Origin of the sequence: Pseudoduganella lurida, from assembly GCF_007830455.1 — a bacterium.
Lineage (GTDB): Bacteria > Pseudomonadota > Gammaproteobacteria > Burkholderiales > Burkholderiaceae_D > Rugamonas > Rugamonas lurida.
In genome coordinates this window covers 47,382-72,547 of the sequence record NZ_VLLB01000001.1, presented here as the reverse complement: position 1 = coordinate 72,547, position 25,166 = coordinate 47,382, and the positions used below count along the sequence as shown (strand labels likewise).

At 67.1% G+C, this 25,166-nt stretch carries 19 protein-coding genes; 13 read left to right on the top strand and 6 right to left on the bottom strand.

All coding sequences use genetic code 11. The features are described 5' to 3' along the window. Positions 1-31 precede the first annotated feature (31 nt). Positions 32-1,651, top strand: coding sequence for an L-aspartate oxidase (gene nadB, locus IP91_RS00295; RefSeq protein ID WP_145646629.1), 1,620 nt, complete (start codon positions 32-34; stop codon positions 1,649-1,651). Next, positions 1,648-2,184, top strand: a complete 537-nt coding sequence (locus IP91_RS00290; protein ID WP_307724385.1) for a GNAT family N-acetyltransferase — start codon at positions 1,648-1,650, stop codon at positions 2,182-2,184. Before nadB ends, IP91_RS00290 begins: the two co-directional genes overlap by 4 nt. Before the next feature lie 22 nt (positions 2,185-2,206). On the opposite strand, the gene IP91_RS00285 is transcribed toward IP91_RS00290, so the two are convergent. After that, positions 2,207-4,291 (bottom strand): 3-hydroxyacyl-CoA dehydrogenase NAD-binding domain-containing protein, encoded by a 2,085-nt coding sequence (locus IP91_RS00285; protein WP_145646627.1) that lies wholly within the window; start codon positions 4,289-4,291, stop codon positions 2,207-2,209. 200 nt (positions 4,292-4,491) lie between these two features. Here IP91_RS00285 and IP91_RS00280 point away from each other — a divergent pair, with 200 nt between their 5' ends. From IP91_RS00280 to IP91_RS00255, 6 genes are all read left to right on the top strand, one after another. Next, a complete protein-coding gene (locus IP91_RS00280; protein WP_199754504.1) occupies positions 4,492-5,946 on the top strand; it encodes a protein adenylyltransferase SelO in 1,455 nt (484 codons plus the stop codon). 97 nt (positions 5,947-6,043) lie between these two features. Further along, positions 6,044-6,451: a peptide-methionine (R)-S-oxide reductase MsrB gene (gene msrB, locus IP91_RS00275; protein WP_145646619.1), complete on the top strand. Its 408-nt coding sequence runs from the start codon at positions 6,044-6,046 to the stop codon at positions 6,449-6,451. A gap of 6 nt (positions 6,452-6,457) precedes the next feature. Beyond that, positions 6,458-7,087, top strand: coding sequence for a septation protein A (locus IP91_RS00270; RefSeq protein WP_145647960.1), 630 nt, complete (start codon positions 6,458-6,460; stop codon positions 7,085-7,087). After that, complete coding sequence (locus IP91_RS00265) at positions 7,084-7,356, top strand: BolA family protein (RefSeq protein WP_145646617.1); 273 nt, start codon at positions 7,084-7,086, stop codon at positions 7,354-7,356. The genes IP91_RS00270 and IP91_RS00265 overlap by 4 nt, the downstream gene beginning before the upstream one ends. Positions 7,357-7,466: 110 nt before the next feature. Beyond that, on the top strand, positions 7,467-8,255 hold the full coding sequence (locus tag IP91_RS00260; RefSeq protein WP_145646615.1) for a peptidylprolyl isomerase: 789 nt from the start codon (positions 7,467-7,469) through the stop codon (positions 8,253-8,255). 93 nt (positions 8,256-8,348) lie between these two features. Further along, the gene (locus IP91_RS00255) at positions 8,349-9,128 is read left to right on the top strand and encodes a peptidylprolyl isomerase (RefSeq protein ID WP_145646611.1); all 780 of its coding nucleotides are present in this window, start codon (positions 8,349-8,351) and stop codon (positions 9,126-9,128) included. A gap of 211 nt (positions 9,129-9,339) precedes the next feature. Here the strand turns inward: IP91_RS00255 and IP91_RS00250 are convergent, their stop codons facing one another. Continuing rightward, the gene (locus IP91_RS00250) at positions 9,340-10,332 is read right to left on the bottom strand and encodes a LysR substrate-binding domain-containing protein (RefSeq protein WP_145646609.1); all 993 of its coding nucleotides are present in this window, start codon (positions 10,330-10,332) and stop codon (positions 9,340-9,342) included. Positions 10,333-10,461: 129 nt separating this feature from the next. Here IP91_RS00250 and IP91_RS25910 point away from each other — a divergent pair, with 129 nt between their 5' ends. Continuing rightward, positions 10,462-10,623, top strand: a complete 162-nt coding sequence (locus tag IP91_RS25910; RefSeq protein ID WP_158643034.1) for a hypothetical protein — start codon at positions 10,462-10,464, stop codon at positions 10,621-10,623. 147 nt (positions 10,624-10,770) lie between these two features. Here IP91_RS25910 and sodC read toward each other — a convergent pair whose 3' ends face one another. Together sodC and purL are read right to left on the bottom strand one after the other, a co-directional pair. Next, positions 10,771-11,298 (bottom strand): superoxide dismutase family protein, encoded by a 528-nt coding sequence (gene sodC / locus IP91_RS00245; RefSeq protein ID WP_145646607.1) that lies wholly within the window; start codon positions 11,296-11,298, stop codon positions 10,771-10,773. 121 nt (positions 11,299-11,419) lie between these two features. Beyond that, a complete protein-coding gene (gene purL / locus IP91_RS00240; RefSeq protein ID WP_145646605.1) occupies positions 11,420-15,436 on the bottom strand; it encodes a phosphoribosylformylglycinamidine synthase in 4,017 nt (1,338 codons plus the stop codon). Between the two features lie 293 nt (positions 15,437-15,729). Here purL and IP91_RS00235 point away from each other — a divergent pair, with 293 nt between their 5' ends. Then, on the top strand, positions 15,730-17,268 hold the full coding sequence (locus tag IP91_RS00235) for a response regulator (RefSeq protein WP_145646603.1): 1,539 nt from the start codon (positions 15,730-15,732) through the stop codon (positions 17,266-17,268). 64 nt (positions 17,269-17,332) lie between these two features. Here the strand turns inward: IP91_RS00235 and IP91_RS00230 are convergent, their stop codons facing one another. Beyond that, positions 17,333-20,938, bottom strand: coding sequence for a hydantoinase B/oxoprolinase family protein (locus tag IP91_RS00230; protein WP_145646596.1), 3,606 nt, complete (start codon positions 20,936-20,938; stop codon positions 17,333-17,335). A gap of 95 nt (positions 20,939-21,033) precedes the next feature. On the opposite strand from IP91_RS00230, the gene IP91_RS00225 reads away from it, so the two are divergent. Continuing rightward, positions 21,034-22,536: an NAD(P)H-hydrate dehydratase gene (locus tag IP91_RS00225; RefSeq protein ID WP_145646593.1), complete on the top strand. Its 1,503-nt coding sequence runs from the start codon at positions 21,034-21,036 to the stop codon at positions 22,534-22,536. Between the two features lie 122 nt (positions 22,537-22,658). Here the strand turns inward: IP91_RS00225 and IP91_RS00220 are convergent, their stop codons facing one another. Continuing rightward, the gene (locus tag IP91_RS00220; protein ID WP_145646591.1) at positions 22,659-23,381 is read right to left on the bottom strand and encodes an ABC transporter ATP-binding protein; all 723 of its coding nucleotides are present in this window, start codon (positions 23,379-23,381) and stop codon (positions 22,659-22,661) included. Positions 23,382-23,418: 37 nt separating this feature from the next. Between IP91_RS00220 and IP91_RS00215 the strand changes: the two genes are divergently transcribed. Both IP91_RS00215 and mnmH read left to right on the top strand, forming a co-directional pair. Continuing rightward, entirely contained in the window at positions 23,419-24,042 is a 624-nt protein-coding gene (locus IP91_RS00215; protein WP_145647959.1) for an arylesterase, read from the top strand. 3 nt (positions 24,043-24,045) lie between these two features. Continuing rightward, positions 24,046-25,101: a tRNA 2-selenouridine(34) synthase MnmH gene (gene mnmH / locus IP91_RS00210; RefSeq protein WP_145646588.1), complete on the top strand. Its 1,056-nt coding sequence runs from the start codon at positions 24,046-24,048 to the stop codon at positions 25,099-25,101. Positions 25,102-25,166: the final 65 nt, after the last annotated feature.

The following is a 25,166-nucleotide window of genomic DNA, read 5'->3' as shown; positions in this document are numbered from 1 at the left end:
AGTCATGGTCTTTCCGTCGACATCTGATCCCATGAAATTTGACGTAGCCATCGTCGGCAGCGGACTGGCCGGCCTGTCGGTCGCCCTGCACCTGGCCGAAACGCGCCGGGTCGCCATCATTTCGAAACGCGAGCTGCTCGATGGCGCGAGCAACTGGGCCCAGGGCGGCATCGCCGCCGTGCTCGATTCCGGCGACAGCCATGCCGAACACATCGCCGACACGCTGGTGGCCGGCGCCGGCCTGTGCGACGAGGCGGCCACCCGCTACATCGTCGAACATGGCCGCGAGGCGATCGAATGGCTGATCGACCAGGGCGTGCCGTTCACCCGCGACACCAGCGCGGAACTGGGTTTCCACCTGACGCGCGAGGGCGGCCACAGCCAGCGCCGCATCATCCACGCGGCCGACGCCACCGGCCACGCCGTGCAGGTAACGCTGGAATCGAAGGTGCGCGCGCACCCGAACATCAGCCTGTTCGAGCACCACTGCGCGATCGACCTGATCACGTCCGACAAGCTCAGCCCCCGCCCGCAGCACGGCAGCGCCCAGCCGCAGTGCCACGGCCTGTACGTGCAGGACGTGCGCACGGGCGAGGTGCACACCGTGGCGGCCGAACACACGGTGATGTGTACCGGCGGCGCCGGCAAGGTCTACCTGTACACGACCAACCCGGACACCGCCAGCGGCGACGGCATCGCCATGGCCTGGCGCGCCGGCTGCCGCGTGTCGAACATGGAATTCATCCAGTTCCATCCCACCTGCCTGTACCACCCGTACGCGAAGTCGTTCCTGATCACGGAAGCGATCCGCGGCGAAGGCGGCGTGCTGAAACTGCCGCCGGAAGCGGGGGCCGCGGCCGGCCAGCGCTTCATGCTGTCGCATGACCCGCGCGCCGAACTGGCGCCGCGCGATGTCGTGGCACGGGCGATCGACTTCGAGATCAAGAAACGGGGCCTGGACTACGTGCACCTCGATATCAGCCACAAGCCGGCCGACTTCCTGATCGAGCACTTCCCGACCATCTACGCGAAATGCCTGGAGCTGGGCATCGACATCACGAAGGAGCCGATCCCGATCGTGCCGGCGGCGCACTACACCTGCGGCGGCGTGGTGACGGACATGCTGGGCCGCACCGACCTGCCCGGCCTGTACGCGGTGGGCGAGACGGCCTGCACGGGCCTGCACGGCGCCAACCGCCTGGCCAGTAATTCGCTGCTGGAATGCGTGGTCATCGGCCGTGCCTGCGCCCAGCACATCCTTGGCACGGAAAAGAACGGCACGCCCTACCTGCCGGACTGGGACGAGAGCCGCGTGACGGACGCCGACGAGGAAGTGGTCATCGCCCACAACTGGGACGAACTGCGCCGCTCGATGTGGAACTATGTCGGCATCGTGCGCACGACCAAGCGGCTGGAACGGGCCCAGCACCGCATCGCGCTGCTGAAGGAAGAGATCGACGAGTACTACCGCAACTTCCGTATCACGGCCGACCTGCTGGAGCTGCGCAACCTGGTCGACGTGGCCGGCCTGATCGTGGGCAGCGCGCTGCAGCGCCGCGAAAGCCGCGGCCTGCATTTTTCGCGCGACTATCCGGCCACCTTGCCGAAGGCACTGCCAACCATCCTGACGCCCGCCACGAGGAAACCATGATGGACACACTGCGCCTGGCCACCGATGCCGACATTCCCGCGCTGGAAGCGCTGATCGCCCGCTCGGGCCTGGGCCTGAGCAAGGGTTTCTATACGGACGAACAGGCCGCGGCCATCACCCGCCACGTGTACGGCGTCGACACGCAGCTGGTGAAGGACGGCACCTATTTCGTCATCGAACGGGCAGGCACGCCGCTGGCCTGCGGCGGCTGGAGCAAGCGCACCACGCTGTTCGGCGCGGACCACATGAAACAGGCCGAGGACCCGCTGCTCGATCCGGCCACGCAGCCGGGCCGCATCCGCGCCTTCTTCGTCGATCCCTCCGTGCCGCGCCAGGGCCTGGGCACGCGCCTGATCCGCCATTGCGAAGCCGAAGCCGCCGCCGCCGGCTTCAAGGCGCTGGAGATGGCCGCGACCATGCCGGGCGTGCCGCTGTACCGGTCGGCCGGCTACGAAATCGTCGAGGACATCGCCGTCGACCTGCCCGGTCCCGTCAGCGTGCCGCTGGCGCGCATGCGCAAGCAAATCGCCTGAATGCGTCGGCTGACGGCGCCATTCACCGGCCGTTGAACGTCTTCCCCTCCGCCGCCAGCCGCACCAGCAGCGGCGCCGGCGTCCACGCTTCGCCGTGCGTTCCCGCGGCGAACCGCTCGATCGCCGCCAGCACGCTCGGCAGGCCCACGCTGTCCGCATAAAACATCGGACCGCCGCGGAACAAAGGGAAGCCGTAGCCGGTCAGATACACCATGTCGATGTCGGAAGCGCGCTGCGCGATCCCTTCCTGGAGAATGCGCGCGCCTTCGTTCACCAGCGCGTACACCAGCCGCTCGACGATCTCCTCGTCCGGCACCGCGCGGCGCGGCAGACCGAGCGATTCGGCATGCGCGACAATCATCGCGTCCACCTGCGCATTCGGCAGCGCGGTGCGTTCGCCGGGCGCGTAGTCGTACCAGCCGGCGCCGGTCTTCTGGCCGAAGCGGCCCAGCGCGCACAGCCGGTCCGCCGTCCCCGAATACGTGAAATCCGGCCGCTCGACGGCGCGGCGCCGGCGGATCGCCTGGCCGATGTCGTTGCCCGCCAGGTCGCTCATGCGGAACGGGCCCATCGCGAAGCCGAACGCCTCGATGGCCCGGTCCACCTGCTGCGGCAGGCAGCCTTCGTCGAGCAGGAAGCCGGCCTGCCGCACATACTGTTCGATCATGCGGTTGCCGATGAAGCCGTCGCACACGCCAGCCACTACGCCGGTCTTCTTCAGCTTCTTCGCCAGCGCCAGCACGGTGGCCAGCACGTCCTTCCCCGTCGCGGCGCCGCGCACGATCTCCAGCAGCTTCATCACGGGCGCGGGGCTGAAAAAGTGCAGGCCGACGACATCCTGCGGCCGCGTCGTGAAGGCGGCAATGCGGTTCACGTCCAGCGTGGACGTGTTGGTGGCCAGGATCGCGCCGGGCTTCATCACGCGGTCCAGGGCGCGGAACACGGCCTCCTTGGCGGCCATCTCCTCGAACACCGCTTCGATGACGATGTCGGCCTGCGCGACGTCTTCAAACCGCAGCGTGCCGGTCACCAGGCCGACACGCCCCGCCAGCTGGTCCGCCTTCAGGCGCCCTTTCGCCACCGCGTTTTCATGGTAACGGCGGATGCCCGCCAGGCCCCGGTCCAGCGCCGCCTGCGAGGTTTCCAGGAGCGTGACGGGGATGCCAGCGTTCGCCAGCGTCGTCGCGATGCCGCTGCCCATCGTGCCGGCGCCGATCACGGCGGCCCGCGCGAGGGGCCGTTTCGGCGTATTCGGCGGCACATCGGCCACCTTGCCGGCCTCGCGCTCGGCAAAGAACGCGTGCCGCAGCGCCTGCGACTCGGGCGTGCCGATCAGGTACATGAAGCGCTCGCGCTCGAACACCAGCCCCTGCTCGAACGGCATCTCCACGGACGCGGCGACGGTCGCCACGCACGCCAGCGGCGCCGGGTACGGGCCGGCGGCTTGCGCGACCGCGGCGCGCGCGCCCTGCAGGAACGCGGCAGGATCGGCGTGCGTCGCCTGGCGGTCGCGCACCTTCGGCAGTGGCCGCACGGCGGCGATCTTGCCGGCGAAGGCCACCGCTGCGGCGACGACATCCGTCCCGGCCGGATACAGTTCGTCGAACAGCGCCGGCAGCTTCGCGGCGGCCACCGGCTTGCCCGTGACGATCATGTCCAGCGCCGCTTCCAGCCCCAGCACGCGGGGCAGCCGCTGCGTGCCGCCGGCCCCGGGCAGCAGCCCCAGTTTCACTTCGGGCAGCGCCACCTGGGCATCCACCACCGCCACGCTATAGTGGCAGCCGAGCGAGAGTTCCAGCCCGCCGCCCATGCACACGCCGTGGATTGCCGCGATCACCGGTTTGACGGCCCCCTCGGCGGTGGCGATCAGGGTATGCAGGTTGGGCTCCGCCAGCGCCTTCGGCGAGTTGAATTCGCGGATATCCGCGCCGCCGGAGAATACGCCGTTCGCGCCGGTGATCACGATGGCTGTCACGGCATCGTCGCGCTGGGCGCGCAGCAGGCCGTCGACAGCGGCGGTGCGCGTGGCCAGGCCCATGCCGTTGACGGGCGGGTTGTCCAGCGTGATGACGGCCACCGCGCCATGCAAAGTGTAATCGGCACTCATGTCTTGCGTCTCCTCGCAACGGGTTCGGTTCACTACGCGTCCGGCTCCTTTTGGATCCGGCTCACTCTGGGTCCGGCTCACTATACCGGAAATGCTGCCCATAAAAGTACCACCGTTCCATTCGCGCCGGCCTGCCGCCGCTGCATTTTGCCGGGCTGGGGTAAAATCCGCGCAGACCCCTCCCTTCGACTGGAACCGCCATCGTTACCCTGCCCCTGGAAAATTCGTTCGCCGGCCTGCCGCCAGAGTTCTACACACGGCTGATGCCCACGCCGCTGCCGGCGCCCTACCTGGTGGGCGTCAGCGGCAGCGCGGCGCGGCTGATCGGCCTCGATCCGGCGCAGCTCGATGCGGCGGCGGTCGAGGTCCTGGCCGGCAACCGCGTACCGGACCGGTCGACACCGCTGGCAGCCGTGTATTCGGGCCACCAGTTCGGCGTCTGGGCCGGCCAGCTGGGCGACGGCCGCGCCATCCTGCTGGGCGACGTCGCCACGCCGGACGGCCCCATCGAGCTGCAGCTGAAGGGAGGCGGCCTGACGCCCTACTCGCGCATGGGCGATGGCCGCGCCGTGCTGCGCTCGTCGATCCGCGAATTCCTCTGTTCGGAAGCGATGCATGCGCTGGGCATTCCCACCACGCGCGCGCTGTCCGTCATCGGTTCGGACCAGGGCGTGGTGCGCGAAACGATCGAAACCTCGGCCGTCGTGGTGCGCATGGCGCCCACCTTCGTGCGCTTCGGCTCCTTCGAGCACTGGTTCTATCGCGACGACCAGGCGCGCCTGCGCCTGCTGGCCGACTATGTGATCGACCGCTTCTATCCGCAACTGCGCGACGAAGCCAATCCGTACGCGGCACTGGTAGAAGAAGTCACGCGCCGGACGGCGCGCATGATCGCGCACTGGCAATCCGTCGGCTTCATGCATGGCGTCATGAACACCGATAACATGTCGATCCTGGGCCAGACCCTCGACTACGGCCCGTTCGGCTTCATGGAAGCGTTCGACGCCCAGCACATCTGCAACCACACCGACCAGAACGGCCGCTACTCGTATGCGATGCAGCCGCAGATCGGCCACTGGAACTGCTACGCGCTGGCGCAGGCCCTGGTGCCGCTGATCGGCAGCGTCGAGGAGACCCAGGAAGCGCTGGATGTCTACCAGCCCACCTTCGGCAGCGAAGTGGATCGCCAGCTGCACGCCAAACTGGGGCTGCACGCGTCGCGCGAGGAAGACCGCACCCTGTTCGACGACCTGTTTGGGGTGCTGCAAGCGAACCACGCCGATTTCACGCTATTCTTCCGCCGGCTGGGCGACCTGCAGGCCGGATCGAACGCGGGCGACGAGCCGCTGCGCGACCTGTTCATCGACCGTCCTGCCTTCGACGCGTGGGCAGTCCGCTACCGCGAACGGCTGGCGGCGGAAAACAGCGTCGATGCGCAGCGCCGCGCCGCCATGAACGCCGTCAACCCGAAATACGTGCTGCGCAATTACCTGGCCCAGGTCGCGATCGACAAGGCCCAGCAGAAGGACTTTTCCGAAGTGGCCCGCCTGCTGGCCGTCCTGGAAAAGCCATTCGACGAGCAGCCGGAAAACGAACGCTACGCTGCATTGCCGCCCGACTGGGCGGCGCACCTGGAGGTCAGCTGCTCTTCCTGACGCTGTTTTAAATTATTACTCCAGCTGTTTCCCGAAAGGCCGGGCCGTTGCAAAGCCCGTCACCGAACCACGAACCGAACCACGACTCCCATTCATCATGAGCGAATCTTCCAGCAAAATCGTCAAGAGCGATGCCGAATGGCGCGCCGAACTCGATCCGATCCAGTACCAGGTGACGCGCCATGCGGCGACCGAACGGGCCTTCACGGGCAAATTCTGGGACCACCACGAACGGGGCATCTATACCTGCGTGTGCTGCAATACCCCGCTGTTCCGTTCCGATGCCAAATTCGATTCCGGCTGCGGCTGGCCCAGTTATTTCGAGCCCCTCGATCCGGCCAAGGTGATCGAAAAGGTCGACCGTACCCATGGTATGCTGCGCACCGAAATCATTTGCGCCGTCTGCGATGCTCACCTGGGTCACGTCTTCCCGGATGGTCCGCCGCCGACCGGCCTGCGTTACTGCATCAATTCCGCCTCGCTGCGGTTTTCTCCGGAAGCCTGAATCATGATGAAATTCCTGTTCGATATATTCCCGTTGCTGGTGTTTTTCGGCAGTTACAAATGGGCCGGCAGCAACGAGGATGCCGCACAGGCGCTGGTCAACGAGCATCTGTCCGGCGTCATTTCCGGCGGTGCCATTACCGCCAGCCAGGCACCGATCATTGTCGCCACCATTACCGGCATCGTCGCCACCGCCCTGCAGATCGCTTATCTGCTGGCGCGCGGCCGCAAGGTCGATGGCGCGCTGTGGGTGTCGATGGTGGTGTTCCTGTTCTTCGGCGGTCTCACGATTTATTTCCACGACGATGACTTCATCAAATGGAAGCCGACGATTATCTACTGGAGCTTTGCCACTGCGATGGTGGTGGCCTACCGCTTCTTCAACAAGAACCTGATTCGCGCCGCGATGGAGAAACAGATCCAGCTGCCCGATGAAGTGTGGCACCGCCTGAATACCGCGTGGGTGGCATTCTGGATCGTGCTGGGGCTGCTGAACCTGTTCGTGGCCTTCGTGCTGTTCAAGGCCGATACCAATGCGTGGGTGAGTTTCAAGGCCTTCGGCGTCACCGGATTGATGCTGGCATTCTTCGTGGTGCAGGGGTTTTATCTGGCCCGCCATATCAAGGATGAAGCATGAGCGATCCCCGTCTCGACAAGATCCGCGAGCGCCTGGAAGCGGCGCTCGGTCCGGCGCAAATCACGCTGGAAGACGAGTCCGCGCTGCATGCCGGCCATGCGGGCGCGGCCTCCGGCGGGGGCCATTACCGCTTAAGCATATCCTCAGCGAAATTCAAAGGACTGAATCTCGTCACGCGTCATCGTCTGGTGTATGATGCCGTGCACGATATGATGCATAAAGAAATTCATGCATTGGCCATTACCGCAGTGGCACCGTCGGAAATTTGAGCATTTGCGGGAATGGCCGGACCGAATGAATTGCTGACTCCGCATGACAGACCTCTTCTGAAGTCCTCCCTTCCCGCGATTTACAAGACCTTTTCCCGTAGGAAATAATAATGACTCTGAAGCCAGCTCGTTCTGTTCAATATCTGCTTGCCCTGTCCGCGGTGGCCGCGGCGCCCGTGTTCGCGCAGAACATCGCCGTCGTCAACGGCAAGGCCATTCCCACGGCACGTGTGGATGCGGTGGTGAAGCAGGTGGTGGCCCAGGGCCAGCAGAAGGACTCGCCGGAACTGCGCGAAGTGATCAAGAAGGACCTGATCAGCCGCGAAGTGCTGATGCAGGAAGCGGAAAAGCAGGGCTTCGCGAAAAGCGCCGAAGTCAAGCAGCAGCTGGAAAGCGCCCGCCAGGTCATCATCGTGCAGGCCATGGTCGGCGACTACGTGAAGAAGAACCCGGTCAAGGACACGGACGTGAAGGCCGAGTACGACCGCTTCGTCAAGGAAACGGGTGACAAGGAATACCATGTGCGCCACATCCTGGTGGGCACCGAGAAGGAAGCGCAGGACATCATCGCCAAGCTGAAGGGCGGCGCCAAGTTCGAGGACCTGGCGAAGCAGTCGAAGGACACCGGCTCGGCCAACAATGGCGGCGACCTGGACTGGGCAACGCCGTCGTCCTTCCCGGAGACGTTCTCGGCCGCCTTCGTGGGCCTGTCCAAGGGCCAGGTCACCGACAAGCCCGTGCAGACGCCGAACGGCTTCCACGTGATCAAGGTCGATGACGTGCGCCAGGCCAAGCTGCCGACGCTGGAAGAAGTCAAGCCGCAGATCGAGGAAGCCCTCGAGCAGCGCAAGCTGCAGGCTTACCAGGAAGAGCTGGTCAAGAAAGCCAAGATCCAGTAAATTGCGCCCATGCCGGCACGTGCCGGCGGCGTGTGAACCCGGCGCCCTGCCCTGTGGTTGGGCGCTCCAGTTTTCTGAATATAGGACGTGATAATGATTTTGAAGCCAGCCCGCCTGTTGACCGCGTTGATCGCCATTGCCGCCGTGCCGGCATTCGCACAGAACGTCGCTACCGTGAACGGTAAAGCGATCCCGGCCTCCCGCCTGGACGCCGTCGTGAAACAGGTTACCGCCCAGAACAAGCAGCCGGACAGCCCGCAGCTGCGCGAAGCCGTCAAGAAGGACCTGATCGCCCGCGAAGTGATGGTGCAGGAAGCGGACAAGCAAGGCTACAGCGCCAAGGCCGATACGAAGCAGGCGCTGGAAAACGCGCGCCAGAGCATCGTCATCAATGCCATGCTGGCCGACTACGTGAAGAAGAACCCGGTCAAGGATGCCGAAGTCAAGGCCGAGTACGACAAGGCGAAGGCCGCCAACGGCGACAAGGAATACCATGCCCGCCACATCCTGGTGGCCACCGAGAAGGAAGCCACGGACATCATCGCCAAGCTGAAGGGCGGCGCCAAGTTCGAGGACCTGGCGAAGCAGTCGAAGGACACCGGCTCGGCAGCCAATGGCGGCGACCTGGACTGGGCCAGCCCGGCCAACTTCGTCAAGCCGTTCTCGGATGCGATGGTGGCCCTGAAGGATGGCCAGGTCACGCAAACGCCAGTGCAGTCGCAGTATGGCTACCACGTGATCAAGCTGGAAGGTTCGCGTCCTGCCAAGTTCCCTTCGCTGGACGAAGTGAAAGGCCAGATCGAACAGGGCCTGACGCAGAAGAAGATCGCCGCCTACCGCGACCAGCTGGTGGCCAAGGCCAAGGTCCAGTAAGCTGCATCACCCCGCGAAAGGCGCTCTCCGGAGCGCCTTTTTTACGTCCGCTGCTTTGACGTCCCTGCTCTGAAGTCCGCGGCTCTGAAGCCCGCTGCTTCGACGTCCGCTGCTTCGACATCCGCTGCATTGCCGTCCGCTGCTCTGACGTGCACTGCTTTGATGTCCGCTGCACCGACGCCCGCTCCCTTGGCGTCCGCTTCAGCGCCGGCTACGCCTGCAGCCGCGGCACTGCCGGCGACGCCAGGCTGGCGTGCAGCGACCGGGCCATCTGCCCCACCTCGTCCTGGATCCAGTTCGTGAACGCCAGCACCTTCGGCAGGGAGGCCTTGCGCGATGCGTGCACGAAATAATACCCATGGGGATATTCGACGCTGGCGCTGGCACCGCGCATCATGCGCAGCACGCCGCGGCCGATGTCGTCCCAGGCCAGCCAGTACGGCACCAGCGCGATCCCCTGCCCCACGATGGCCGCCTGCGCCGCCACGGCGAGATTGGTGAAGCCGCGCGAAAAATCGAACGGGCCTTCCGGCATGCCCTCCGTGCGCAGCAGCCGCACCCAGAACTCCGTCGTCTCGTCGTACAGCAGCGGGTAGCGCGTCAGGTCCGCCAGGCCCAGCTCCTGCTGGCCCGGCGCCAGCAGCTCGGGGCTGTACACGACCACCAGCCGGTCGTGGTACAGCGCCGCCGGATGATCGGTGATGATGCCGTGGCGGATGGCAAGATCCACATCCTCGTTCTCCACGTCCACCAGCCGCTCGCAGGAATCGAGGCGGATATCGAGCTCCGGATGCAGCTTGGTGAAGCGGCCCAGCCGCGGCGCCAGAAACTTGATGGCGAAGGTGTGCGTCGTCGAAATGCGCAGCACGTGCTCCTCGTCGCCGCCGCGCAGCGCATCGACCTTGCCGCGCAGTTCCTTCAGCATCCTGGCCACGGTGATGGCCAGCTCCTGGCCCTTCGGCGTGAGCGCGATATGGCGCGGATGGCGCACGAACAGCGTGAAGCCGACCACTTCCTCCAGCTGCTTGACCTGCAGGCTGATGGCGGCCGGCGTCTTGTGCAGCTCCTGCGCGGCGAGCGTAAAGCTGCCCCAGCGCGCGGCGCAATCGAAGTCGATCAGGCCGGACAGGCTGCGCAGCGTGCGCGCCGCACCGGGCTGGCTGGCGGACTGGAACGGAAGGGGTTGTGAGGCGTTCGGCTGCATAAGGTTTTCTTGGCCTTCCCTGCAAAATTACTCGTTTGTCCATGCCTCGGGACACGCCGACAATATACCTCACGCAGTACCGAAGAAGACAGCCGTCGATCCCGGTCTGCGAGCGACAAGGAGGTCATCATGGACGGGAACATCGAGTGCGAAATGGGGAGAACCGGGGAATCAGCGGAGCCGCTGGCGGGGGCCAGGATACGCCACCTGCCGCGCCCGGCACTGTCACGCAGCGCCTACTGGCGTGCGCTGCTCAAGCTGTTTGCCGACCTGACGTGGCGCTTTCGATGAGACACCGGAACACCACGCCGATGTCGAACGGGGCGAGCTCCACTCCGCCCCATGCGCCCGGCGTCTCGCGGCGATGATCTGCACGCTGCGCTGAGCGCGCACGCAAAAAAGCCGGGCAAGCCCGGCTTGGTCTTCGGCGCGAACGGCTCAGCCGTCGATCACGCCACAGGCGATGCGCGCCCCGCCACCGCCCAGCGGCGCTGGCGTGTCGGCATAGTTGTCGCCACCCGCGTGGATCATCAGCGCGCGGCCCTTCACGTCGGCCAGCGTCTTCAGCTGCGGTGCCTGCACCGGCTGCTTCGCGGTGCCGTCGGCCGCCACCGTCAGCGCCGGCAGGTCGCCCGTATGACCTTCCTTGCCGGGGCCGTGATGCGCCTTCGTGTCGTGCGGATCGAGGTGGCCGCCGGCAGCGCCAGCGGCCACCTTCTTGCCTTCCTGTTCGGTCGGCGCGCAGCTGCCCTTCATGTGCACGTGGAAGCCGTGCGGGCCCGGCGGCAGGCTGTTCAGGTCCGGCGTGAACGTCAGGCCACCCGGCGTCTCGCTGATCTTCACGGTGCCCACCAGCGTGCCGTTGCCGTTGCCATCGACGGAACTGATCGGCACGGTGAGATCGGCGGCATATGCCTGGCCGGTGACGGCCAGGGCGAGGGTTGTGACGGAAATCCAGGTCTTCATCGGTGCGCTCCTGTGTTGTTCAAGTCGATCTTGTCATCGTAACACTGTCGAGTGTCCAGCGCGTGCACTGCAAACGTGAAAAAGCCGGGCAAGCCCGGCTTCCCGCACAGGGTCGATCGGCTTAGCCGACGAACCTGCGCGCATTGCGGAACATGCGCATCCACGGCGAATCTTCCTGCCAGTCATCCGGCGCCCACGACTGCTGCACGGTGCGGAACACGCGCTCGGCGTGCGGCATCAGCACCGTGAAGCGGCCGTCCGGCGTCGTTACCGACGTCACGCCGCGCGGCGAGCCGTTCGGGTTGAACGGATAGGCTTCCGTGGCGTTGCCGTAGTTGTCCACGAAGCGCATCGCGGCGATCGCTTCATCGAGCTTGCCGGTCTGGCTGAAGTCCGCATAGCCCTCGCCGTGCGCGATGGCGATCGGCGTCTGCGTGCCGGCCATGCCCTGGAAGAAGATCGACGGCGAATCGAGCACTTCGACCATCGCGAAGCGGGCTTCGAATTTTTCCGACTTGTTGGTCGTGAACTTCGGCCAGGCGTGCGCGCCGGGGATGATGGACTTCAGGTTGCTCATCATCTGGCAGCCGTTGCAGATGCCCAGGCCGAACGTGTCGGTGCGCTGGAAGAACTGCGCGAACTGGTCCGACAGCGCCGGGTTGAACAGGATCGACTTGGCCCAGCCCTCGCCGGCACCCAGCACGTCGCCGTACGAGAAGCCGCCCACGGCGATCACGCCCTGGAACTCGGCCAGCGTCACGCGGCCGGCGATCAGGTCGCTCATGTGCACGTCGATGGCGGCAAAGCCCGCCTGGTGCATCACCCACGCCGTCTCGATGTGCGAGTTGACGCCCTGCTCGCGCAGGATGGCCACGCGCGGCCGCACGCCGGTGGCGATGAATGGCGCGGCCACGTTCTCGTTCAGGTCGAACGTGAGCTTCGGCGTCATGCCCGGATCCTGCTCGTCCAGCAGGCGGTCGTGTTCCGCATCCGCCGTGGCAGGGTTCTCGCGCATGCGCGAGATGCGCCAGCTCGTGTCGCTCCACAGGCGGTGCAGCGCGGAACGCGGCTGCGAGTAGATCAACTTTGCATCGCGCGTGAATTCGATCACGCCGCGCTCGTTCGGCTTGCCGATGATGTGGCTGCAGGCGCCCAGGCCGAAGGTGCGCAGCACATCCATCACGGCGGATTTTTCTTCTGCCTTCACCTGGATCACGGCGCCCAGCTCCTCGGCGAAGAGCGCGCGCAGGGTCAGCTCGTTGCGGCGCTCGGCCACCTGGCCGGTCCAGTTCTTGGCATCGCCCCAGTCGGTATCGTGTTCGCCGCCCAGGGTCAGCATGTCGAGGTTGATCGAGAGGCCGGCGCGGCCGGCGAAGGCCATCTCCGTCAGCGTGGCGAACAGGCCGCCGTCCGAACGGTCGTGGTAGGCCAGCAGCTTGCCATCGCGGTTCAGCTGCTGGATAGCGGCGAAGAAGTTCTTCAGGTCGTCCGGGCTGTCGACATCGGGCGCATCGTTGCCCAGCTGGCCCAGCACCTGCGCCAGGCAGGAGGTGCCCAGGCGGTTCCTGCCGCGGCCCAGGTCGATGACGATGATGGACGTCTCGCCCAGGTCCGTGCGCAGCTGCGGCGTAAGCGATTTGCGCACGTCGTACACGGGTGCGAAGCCGGAGACGATCAGCGAGACGGGAGAGACCACAGCCTTCGATTCGTCGCCGTCGTTCCACGTCGTGCGCATCGACAGCGAATCCTTGCCGACCGGGATGCTGATGCCCAGCGCCGGGCACAGTTCCATGCCGACGGCTTTCACGGTATCGAACAGCGCGGCATCCTGGCCCGGCTGGCCGCAGGCCGCCATCCAGTTGGCCGACAGCTTGATCGTCTCGATGCTCTCGATCGGCGCGGCGGCCAGGTTCGTGATGGTCTCGCCGACCGCCATGCGGCCCGAGGCCGGCGCGTCGATGACGGCCAGCGGCGTGCGCTCGCCCATCGCCATCGCCTCGCCCAGGTAGCCCTCGTAGGCCAGCGTGGTGACGGCGCAGTCGGCGACAGGCACCTGCCATGGTCCCACCATCTGGTCGCGCACGGACATGCCGCCCACGGTGCGGTCGCCGATGGTGATCAGGAAGCTCTTGTCGCCCACGGTCGGCAGCAGCAGCACCTTCTGCGCCGCCTCTTCCAGGTCCACGCCCGTCAGGTCGATGGCCGGGTAGTCGCGCGCCACGTGCTGCACGTCGCGGTGCATCTTCGGCGGTTTACCGAGCAGCACGTCCATCGGCATGTCCACTGGACTATTACCCTGCTCCGGATCGATCAGCTTCAGCTGGCGCTCTTCCGTGGCCGTACCGACGACGGCGAACGGCGCACGCTCGCGTTCGCACAGGGCGCGGAACAGCTCCAGGCTCTCCGGTGCGATCGCCAGCACATAGCGCTCCTGCGATTCGTTCGACCAGATCTCCTTCGGCGCCAGGCCGGACTCCTCCAGCGGCACCTTGCGCAGGTCGAAGATCGCGCCGCGCTTGGCGTCATTGGTGATCTCGGGGAAGGCGTTCGACAGGCCACCGGCGCCCACGTCGTGGATCGAGATGATCGGGTTGTGTTCACCCAGCTGCCAGCAGCCGTTGATCACTTCCTGGGCGCGGCGTTCCATTTCCGGATTGCCCCGCTGGACCGAGTCGAAGTCCAGGTCGGCCGTGTTGGTGCCCGTTGCCATCGACGAGGCAGCGGAGCCGCCCATGCCGATGCGCATGCCGGGACCGCCCAGCTGCACCAGCAGGCTGCCCACCGGGATGTCGTTCTTGTGCGTGTGCTGCGCCGAGATATTGCCGATGCCGCCGGCGATCATGATCGGCTTGTGGTAGCCGTACACGGCGTGGCCCACGTTCTGTTCGTAGGTGCGGAAGTAACCGCCCAGCACCGGCCGGCCGAATTCGTTCGAGAACGCGGCGCCGCCCAGCGGGCCGTCGATCATGATCTGCAGCGGCGAGGCGATACGATCCGGCTTGCCGTAGGCCGCATCGGTCGTCGCGCCTTTTGCGGTCACGTCGGAAGCGTTCTCCCACGACCGCACGGCGTCCGGCAGCAGCAGGTTCGACACGGTGAAGCCGGCCAGGCCCGCCTTCGGCTTGGCGCCGCGGCCCGTCGCGCCTTCGTCGCGGATCTCGCCGCCCGCGCCGGTGGAGGCACCGGGGAATGGCGAAATGGCGGTCGGGTGATTGTGCGTCTCCACCTTCATCAGCGTGTGCACCAGCTCCGTCGAGGCGCCGTACTCGTGGCCATCGCGCGGGAAGAAGCGCGTGACGGTGGCGCCTTCCATGATCGACGAGTTGTCCGAATAGGCCACGATCGTGCCCTTCGGCTGCTGCTCGTGCGTGTTCTTGATCATCTTGAACAGCGAACGGTCCTGCGCCACGCCGTCGATGGTCCAGTCGGCATTGAAGATCTTGTGGCGGCAGTGCTCCGAGTTCGCCTGCGCGAACATCATCAGTTCGACGTCGGTCGGGTTGCGCTGCGCTGCCGTGAACGCGTCGTTCAGGTAGTCGATCTCGTCTTCCGACATGGCCAGGCCCAGGTCCGTATTGGCCCGCACCAGCGCGGCGCGGCCGGCTCCCAGTACGTCGATCGATTCCAGGCCCTTGCCTTCCAGGCTGCGGAACAGGTCCTGCGCCTGGCTGGCATGGCGCAGCACGGATTCCGTCATGCGGTCATGCAGCAGCGCGGCCACGGCCTGCGTCTGCTCGCTGTCGAGGCCCTTCGTGGCGCCGATGCTGGTGCCCAGGAAGCCGCCCTTCAGCTGCACCCGGTACGCCACGCCCCGTTCGACGCGGTGCACATGCGTCATGCCGCAGTTGTGCACGATGTCCGTTGCCTTCGATGCCCATGGCGAGATCGTGCCGAAGCGGGGAATCACGAAGAATTCCTCGACCGCGCCCTCCGCCGTTTCCGGCAGCGCCGGCTCGCCATACGTCAGCAGGCCCTGCAGGCGTGCCAGATCCTGTTCGGACAGTTCGCTGGGGCTATCGACGAAGTGGATGTAACGGGCCTGGACGGCCGTCACGGCAGGAAGCACGGCTTGCAGTTGGGCGAGGAGACGCTGGCTACGGAATGCGGACAGGGCATTGGAGCCCGGGAGTATCAACATGGTTGGGGGCGAGTTGATGCAGCGGAGCTGCGGATTAAAGGAATGCACGACGGACGACGCATACAGACATGGATAGCTTTTCTGCTGGCCTGTGGCGCTGAATGGGCCGCAGGAGTGCCGGCATTATACCCCTTTCAACCTCCGCTTCACAGGGCCGCCAGGGCCACCCACATCTGCGGCGGATGCAACACTTGGTGACCGCTTGCACGAGAAAACTGCCGGTTTCGCCGGATCGGGTGTTGCCCCTTGCCTGTTTTGGCATATCCTTGCGCTGTCGCGTTACCGCTCACGCCATGCCCAGCCAGCCCGCCCTGTCCGACCTGTCCGTCCTGATCGTCGATCCCAATCCGGGGATGCGCGGCAGCCTGCACAATATGCTGGCCGGCGCGTCGATCACCCAGATCGACTATGCGCTCAGCTCCGGCACGGCGATCCGCCAGCTGGGCCGCCGCAATTTCGACCTGATCCTGTGCGAATACGACCTCGATGCGGGCGGCGAGAACGGCCAGGATGGCCAGCAGCTGCTGGAAGACCTGCGCCACCATCGGCTGATCGACGCGGCCACCATCTTCATCATGCTCACCTCCGAAGGCGTGGACAGCAAGGTGATGGGCGCAGCCGAACTGACGCCGACGGACTATGTGCTGAAACCGTTTACGGCCGACGGCCTGCTGCAGCGGATCAGCCGCGCGTTCGAGCGCCGCATCGTGATGCTGCCCGCCTGGCGCCAGCTCGCGGCCGGCAACCTGCGCGACACGGTGCGCCTGTGCCGCGCAGGCGTGACCGGGACGCCCCGCCTGGCCGCCGACTTCCTCCGCCTCGAGGCCGAGTGCCACGCGGCGCTGGGCGACTGGGCGTCCGCCGAACGCATGTACCGGGACCTGCTGGCCGCGCGGCCCGCCGGCTGGGCCCAGCTGGGACTGGCGCGCTGCCAGTACGCGCAGGGTCGCATCGAGGATGCCCGCCACGGCCTGGAACTGCTGATCGACACCAATCCCCGCTTCATGGCCGCCTACGACCTCCTCGCCCGCACCTACGAGGCGGCCGGCCAGCCGGAGCAGGCGCGGCGCGTGCTGGAGAATGCCGTCACGATTTCCCCGCACATGGTGCGGCGCCTGCGCCGCCTGGGCGAGCTTGCGCTCGACACGGGCGACGTCGGCGGCGCCGAACGGGCCTTCCGCCAGGTGGTCACCAAGGCCAAGTACTCGGAGTTCCGCGACCCGCAGGACCATGTGAACCTGGTGCGCACGCTGGTCCGCAAGGGCAATGCCGCGCAGGCCAGCGGCATCGTGCGCGAAATGGAACGCACGCTGCGCAACAACCCGGAAACGGATGCCTGCCGCGCGATTGCCGCGGCGCTGGTGCAGGAAATGGCCGGCAACGACGGCGGTGCGGTGGCCGAGCTGTCGAAGGCCGTGGCGGCCACGCAGATGGCGCAGGGCCTGTCCGGCCGCACCCGGCGCGAACTGGTGCATTCGTGCCTGCAGTACAAGCTCGATGACGATGCTTCCACCGTCGTGCTGGGCATGATGAACGACCCGGCCGATCCGATGACGATGGCGCAGGCCGTCGGCCTGTTCGAGGCGGCCGGCCGCCACGACCTGGCCGCTGGCGTGAGCCGCCTGATCGGCCAGCGGGTCGACACGCTGATCGCCGACGTGCGCACGCTGCTGCACCAGCTCGACGAAGGGGGCTGGGAAGTGCCGCTGGCCGACCGCGCCAGCCACCTGCTGGCCCGCCTGCGCACCCTCGATCCGGCCAACGACGCGCTGCCGAACCTGTCGCAGCAGTACCTGCACACCCAGCGCAAGTACGGTATCGCTGCCGCCTGAAGCGGCGTCACGCTGCCGAGCAGGTGTCCTGGTGCCAGGCACCGAGACACGAACCGGGCAGTGCTCAGTCTGCGCTGCCGGGGATGCCGAACCCGCCGCCGCCGGGCGTCTCGATGACGAACACGTCGCCGGCTCCCATCTGCACCTTGGCGATATGGCCCAGCGCCTCGACGGTGCCATCGGCCCGCTCGACGCTGTTGCGGCCAGTGGCGCCCGCTGCGCCGCTGGCCATGCCGAACGGTGCATGCAGCCGGTTGTTGGACAGGATCGCCGCCGTCATGGGCTCCAGGAAGCGCACGCGCCGCACGCCGCCATTGCCGCCTTGCCAGCGCCCGGCGCCGCCGGAACCATGGCGGATCGCATAGCTCTCCAGCCGCACGGGGAAGCGGAATTCGAGGATCTCCGGGTCCGTCAGCCGCGAATTCGTCATGTTCGTCTGCACGACATCGGTGCCATCGAAACCTTCTCCGGCACCCGAGCCGCCGCTGATCGTTTCATAGTACTGGTAACGCGCGCTGCCGAACGTGAAATTGTTCATCGTGCCCTGCGATGCGGCCAGCACGCCGAGGGCACCATACAGCGCGTTCGTGATGCAGGTGGACGTCTCCACATTGCCCGAGACGACCGAGGCGGGATGGCGGGGATTGAGCATCGAGCCGGGCGGGATGATCACCTGCAGCGGCTTCAGGCAGCCGGCATTGAGCGGGATCTCGTCGTCGACCAGCGTGCGGAACACGTACAGCACGGCGGCCATGCAGACGGCCGATGGCGCATTGAAATTGTTGGGCAGTTGCGCCGACGTGCCCGTGAAGTCGATCGTGGCCGTGCGCGCCGCCTGGTCGACCCGCACCGCCACCGCGATGCGCGCGCCGTTGTCGAGATCGACCGTGTAGGCGCCATCGCGCAGCGCACCGATCACGCGGCGCACGGCTTCCTCGGCATTGTCCTGCACGTGGCCCATGTACGCGCGCACCACGTCCAGCCCGAAATGGGCCACCATGCGCGCCAGCTCGTCCACGCCCTTCTGATTGGCGGCCACCTGGGCGCGCAGGTCCGCCAGGTTCTGGTCCGGATTGCGTGCCGGGTAGCGGGCACTGCTCAACAGCTCGCGAGTGGCCGCTTCACGCAACACGCCCGCCTCGACCAGCCTGAAATTCGAGATCAGCACGCCCTCTTCCTCGATCGTGCGCGAATCGGGCGGCATCGAACCGGGCGTGGTGCCGCCGATGTCCGCGTGGTGGCCGCGCGAGCCGACGTAGAACAGGATGGTTTCATCGTCCGCAGTGAACACCGGCGTGATCACCGTGACGTCCGGCAGGTGCGTGCCGCCGTTGTACGGATCGTTCAGCATGTACACGTCGCCGCGCCGCATGCGCCCGGCGTTCTGCTGCATCACCGTCTTGATGCTCTCGCCCATCGAACCCAGGTGCACCGGCATGTGCGGCGCGTTGGCAATCAGGTTGCCGTCGCCATCGAACAGGGCGCACGAAAAATCCAGCCGCTCCTTGATGTTGACGGAATGGGCCGTGTTCTGCAGCCGCAGGCCCATCTGCTCGGCGATCGACATGAACAGGTTGTTGAAGATCTCCAGCATGACGGGATCGGCGCTGGTGCCGATGGCGCGCCGCTCCGGCAGCGCCGCGACGCGCGAGAGCACCAGGTGGTCCTGCGGCGTGACCACGGCCTGCCAGCCCGCCTCCACCACCGTCGTGCCATTCGCTTCGGCGATGATGGCCGGGCCGGGCAGCACGTCGCCGATGCGCAAAGCGGCGCGGCGGAACAGCGCCGTGTCCCGCCAGCTGCCACCCGTGTACATGGGCACGACGCGGTGCGGGTCGGCGGCGCCGGAACGCGGTGCCGCCACCGGCACCGGCTCCTCCGGCGCGTCCGAACGGCCGACCGCTTCCACCGACACGGCTTCCACGATCAGTGCCCGCGCCGGCATCAGGAACGAGAAGCGCTTTTTGTACGCGTGGGTGAACTGCTCCCCCATGCCATCCACCGTATCGAACGCCACGACGAGCGCGGAATCGGTACCCTCGTAGCGCAGATGGGCCCTGCGCAGCACGGCGATGCGCGCGTCATCGACACCCTGCATCGAAAGCTCCGCTTGCGCTTCGGCCGCCAGCGCATCGAGCTCGCGGGCCAGCAGCGGCAAGGCGTCCGCCGCGAGCCGGGTTTCCACCGCCCGTTCGCGCATCGCCACCTGGTCCGCCAGGCCCATGCCATACGCGGACAGCACGCCGGCCAGCGAGTGGATGAACACGGTCTTCATGCCCAGCGCATCGGCGACCAGGCAGGCGTGCTGGCCCCCGGCGCCGCCGAAGCTGGTCAATGCGTATTCCGTGACATCGTGGCCCCGCTGCACGGAGATCTGCTTGATGGCGTTGGCCATATTGCCGACGGCGATCTCCAGGAAGCCGGCAGCCACTGCCTCGGCCGTCGTGGCGACGCCGGTGGCGCGCCCGATTTCCGCTGCGAGGTCCGCAAAGCGCGCGCGCACGATTCCGGCATCGAGCGGCTCGTTGCCGGCGGGGCCGAACAGGTGCGGGAATGCATCGGGCTGCAGCTTGCCCAGCATGACATTGCAGTCGGTGACCGCCAGCGGTCCGCCGCGCCGGTAGCTGGCTGGACCAGGATTGGCGCCCGCGCTGTCCGGCCCCACGCGCAGCCGGCTGCCGTCGAAATGCAGGAGCGACCCGCCACCCGCCGCCACCGTGTGGATGCTCATCATCGGCGCGCGCATGCGCACGCCCGCCACCTGCGTCTCGAACACGCGCTCGAACTCGCCCGCATAGTGCGAGACGTCCGTCGACGTGCCGCCCATGTCGAAGCCGATCACCTTGTCGAAGCCGGCCAGCCGGCTGGCGCGCACCATGCCGACGATGCCGCCGGCCGGGCCGGACAGGATGCTGTCCTTGCCCTGGAACGCCCGCGCATCCGTCAGGCCGCCGTTCGACTGCATGAACTGGAGACGCACGCCGGGCAGCTCATGCGCCACCTGGTCCACATAGCGGCGCAGGATCGGCGACAGGTAGGCATCCACGACGGTCGTGTCGCCCCGCGCGACGAGCTTCATCAAGGGGCTCGCTTCATGCGAAACCGAAACCTGGGTGTAGCCGATCTCGCGGGCGATGCGGGCGACCGCGGCCTCGTGCGCGGTGTAGCGGTAGCCGTGCAGGAACACGATGGCCACGCTGCGCAGGCCACGGTCGTAGGCGGCCTGCAGCCCGGCCTGCGCACCCGCCGCATCGAGCGGCTGCACGAGGTCACCGTGCGCGCCGATCCGTTCGTCGATCTCGATCACGTCGCCGTACAGCAGCTCGGGCAGCACGATGTGGCGGTCGAACAGGCGCGGCCGGTTCTGGTAGGCGATGCGCAGGGCATCCCGGAAACCCCGCGTGATGGCCAGCACCGTCGGTTCGCCTTTCCGCTCTAGCAGCGCATTGGTGGCCACGGTGGTACCCATCTTCACGGCGCCGATCAGGCCCGGGGGCACCGGTGCACCGCTCGCGAGTCCCAGCAGATGGCGGATACCGGCCAGCGCGGCATCGCGATACTGCTCCGGATGCTCGGACAGCAGCTTGTGGGTGACGAGCGTGCCATCGGGGCGGCGCGCCACGATGTCCGTGAAGGTGCCGCCGCGATCGATCCAGAACTGCCAGTCCATGCTGCCTCCGTCGCCCGTGTGAAACCTCATTGTAGTGGGTACGACCGGTATGCGGGCCGGTGCTAGAATCGGCCGTTCTCCCTACGGCACCGGCCATGAAACCACTATACAGCGTTGCCCAGATCCGCGAAGTCGAACGCAGTGCGCCGGGCGACTTGATGGCGCGCGCGGGCGAGGCTGCGGCGCGGCTCGTGCTGGAGCTGCTGGCGTTGCGGGCACTGCGGGCGCACGAAGCAAAGGTGCTGGTGCTGGCCGGCCCCGGCAACAATGGGGGCGACGCGTTCGACGTGGCGGCACGCCTGGCCCATGGGGGCGTGCGGGTCACCGTGATGCACCTGGGCGGCAGTGGTGCAACGTCACCGGAACGGGATCGCGCGCTCCAGCGTGCCCGGGCAAGCGCGGCGGCCTTCATCGAGCCAAGCCCGCAGGACATCGCCGAGACGGCATGGCACCTCGTCGTCGACGGACTGTTCGGCATCGGCCTGGGGCGGCCGCTGGCCGGGCTGGCGGCCGCACTCGTTGCAGCCGTCAACGCACTCACGTGCAGCGTGCTGGCATTGGACGTGCCCAGCGGCCTCGATGGGGACACCGGCTGCGTCATCGGTCCCGGCGGCACCGCGATCGAGGCCACGCACACGGTCACCTTCATCGGCGACAAGCCCGGCCTCCACACCGCTGACGGCCGCGATCATGCCGGTGCCGTTACCGTCAGCGCGCTGGCCATCGATCCGGCGCTCTACCCGACGGCGACGCTGCACCTGAACGAGCCGGCACTGTTCGTCAGCCATCTCCAACCCCGCCGGCACAACAGCCACAAGGGCAGCTTCGGCAACGTGGCCGTGCTGGGCGGCGCGCCGGGCATGGCGGGCGCGCCGATCCTGGCCGGCCGTGCGGCCCTGCACGCGGGCGCCGGCCGCGTCTACCTGTGTTTTGCGGGGCCGCCGCTGGCGCTGGATGCCGGCCAGCCGGAACTGATGTGCCGCGCCGCGCAGGACTTCGATGCGGCCGGTGCCGTGACGGTGGCCGGCCCGGGGCTCGGCACGGCGCCGGCAGCGGCGCTTCTGCTGGCGCGCACGCTGGCGGCGGACCAGCCACTGCTCGCCGATGCGGACGCATTGAATCTGCTCGCGACCGATGCGGCGCTGCACGCAGCCCTGGCCGCGCGCACGGCTGCCACCATCTTGACGCCGCATCCGCTGGAAGCGGCGCGCCTGCTTGCGACCGGCATCGGCACCGTGCAGTCGGACCGCATCGCCGCCGCCCGGGGGCTCGCGCAGCAGACGCGGGCCATCGTCGTATTGAAAGGATCGGGAACGGTGATCGCGGCGCCGGACGGCCGCATCGTCATCAACCCGACGGGCAACCCGGCTCTCGCCACGGCGGGCACGGGCGATGTACTGGCGGGGTTGACGGGTGCACTGCTGGCCCAGGGGTGGCCGGCATGGGAAGCGGCGCTGGCGGCCGTCTGGCTGCACGGCATCGCGGCCGATGAGCTGGTGGAGGATGGCGCCGGCCCGATCGGCCTGGCTGCCGGCGAGCTGATTCCTGCGATCCGCGTGGCGCTCAACCGGCTCGTGGCGGCGCAGGCCCGACGCTGAACTCGCAGCCGTGGATCGGTGCAGCCGAGATCGGCGCAGCCGTGGATCAATGCAGCCGAGACCAGTGCAGCCGAGATCAGCGCAGCCGAGATCAGTGCAGCCGAGATCAGTCCTTCCCAGGCTTAGACCAGGCGTCCCGCAGCGATCGTGATCGTGCGGCCGCAACGCGCCGCCATGGCCGGATCGTGCGTAACGAGCACCAGGGTGGAGCCGTGCTCGCGGTTCAGTTCGAACATCAGTTGGATCACGGCCTCGCCCGTCGTCGCATCCAGGCTGCCGGTCGGCTCGTCGGCCAGCAGCAGCGGCGGCTGCGTGACGAAGGCGCGCGCCAGTGCCACGCGCTGCTGCTCGCCGCCGGACAGGAACTTCGGGTAATGCTTCAGCCGGCTACCCAGGCCCACGCGGCCCAGCATCGCTTCCGCCTTCGGCCGCGCGGCGCCATCACCCGACAGTTCGAGCGGCAGCATCACGTTTTCCACCGCCGTCAGGTGTGGCAGCAGCTGGAACGACTGGAACACGAAACCCAGCTTGGCCTTGCGCAGCGCGGCGCGACCGTCCTCGTCCAGCGCGAAGATATCCGTGCCATCGATGCGCACCGTGCCGTCGCTCGGCGTGTCCAGTCCGGCCAGCAGGCCGAGCAGGGTCGACTTGCCCGATCCGGATGCGCCCACGATCGCCAGCGTCTCGGCCTTTTGCACGGTAAAATCCACGCTGTGCAAAATGGTGAGTTCGCCGCTTGCATCGGCCACGCGTTTCGTCAGTCCCGTCACCCCAATCGCGGGCACGGCAGCAGGAACGGAAGCGTGGGAACTGAAACTGCTGGTCGCGTGAGGATTATCTGGCATGGTTGAACGGTATCTGGCGGGTGCGTTATTGCGTCGTATGTGGATGGGACTGGCCATGCTGCTGCTGTGCTGCAGCGCGGCGAGCGCGGCGAGCGCCTATTCTGCCCCAAAAACGCTGCTCGTGGTGGGCGACAGCCTGTCGGCCGAGTACGGCCTGACGCGCGGCGCCGGCTGGGTGGCACTGCTCGAACGGAGGCTGCAGGCGCAGAAGGCCGACATCCGCATCGTCAACGCCAGCGTGAGCGGCGAGACGACCAGCGGCGGCCGCACGCGCCTGCCGGCCCTGCTGGCGAAGCACCGTCCGGACATCGTCGTCATCGAGCTCGGCGCCAACGACGGCCTGCGCGGCCTGCCCGTTGCCGCGGCGGAAATCAATCTGCGCGCGATGACGAAGACGGCGCAGGCATCCGGTGCGCGCGTGCTGCTGGTCGGCATGCGCATCCCGCCGAACTACGGCCGCGATTACTCGGAAAAATTCTTCGCCATGTTCCGCACCGTGAGCCGCGACGAGAAGGCCGACCTGGCGCCCTTCATGCTGAACGGCGTGGCCGAAAAGGCCGAGATGTTCCAGGCAGACCGCCTGCATCCGCTGGCCAGCGCCCACCCCATCATCCTCGGTAACATCTGGCCGCATTTGCAGCCCCTGCTGAAAGCAAAGTAGAACATGAAGTATCCCGAAGTCCTGCCCATCGGCGACGTGCTGGCCCGCCTCGACGCATTCGACGCGATCATCGACGCGCGCACCCCGTCCGAGTTCGCGCTCGACCATCTGCCGGGCGCCATCAACTGCCCGGTCCTGGACGACGAGCAGCGCATCGCCGTGGGCACCACCTACAAGCAGGTCGGCGCATTCGAGGCCAAGAAGCTGGGCGCACCGCTGGTGGCCGCGAACATCGCGCGCCACATCGACACACTGTGGCACGACAAGCCGCGCGAGTGGCGGCCGCTGGTCTACTGCTGGCGCGGCGGCAATCGCAGCGGCTCCATGGCGCACATCCTGGCCAAGATCGGCTGGCCCGTCGTGCAGCTGGAAGGCGGTTACAAAGCGTTCCGCAACCAGGTCAATGCAGACCTGGAAGGGGCGCCACAGCTGGACTTCCGCGTCATCTGCGGCACCACCGGCAGCGGCAAGACGCGCCTGCTGGACACGCTGGCGTCGACCGGCGCACAGGTCCTCGACCTGGAAGGACTGGCGGCGCACCGCGGCTCCGTGCTGGGCAATCTGCCGAGCCGGCCGCAGCCCACGCAGAAGGCGTTCGAGACGGCGATCTGGACGCAGCTGCGCCGCTTCGATCCGGCCCGGCCCGTGTTCGTGGAATCGGAAAGCAAGAAGGTGGGCGCACTGCGCGTGCCGGCCGCGCTGATGGACCGCATGCGCGCGTCACCCTGCGTGGCGCTGCAGGTGGCGCGCGAACACCGCGTGCAGCTGCTGATCGAGGACTACCAGCACTTCGCCAGCGATGCGCCGGCACTCAACGCGCAGCTGGCCTACCTGACGGACCTGCACGGCAAGGCGAAGATCGCGCAGTGGCAGCAGATGGCCACCGACGGCCGGATGGCCGAACTGGTCGACGAACTGCTGGTGGACCATTACGACCCGGCATACACCCGTTCCATCTTCCGCAATTTCGCGCAGTACGACCGCGCGCAGGAAGTCGTCCTTCCGGACATCTCGCCCGCATCGTTCCAGGCCGCAGCGCGGCAGCTGCACGACGCCTGAAGCAGCTCCGGCAACGGCGTAAAAAAAAAGCCACCTGATTTTCAGGTGGCTTTTTCGTTGGCGCC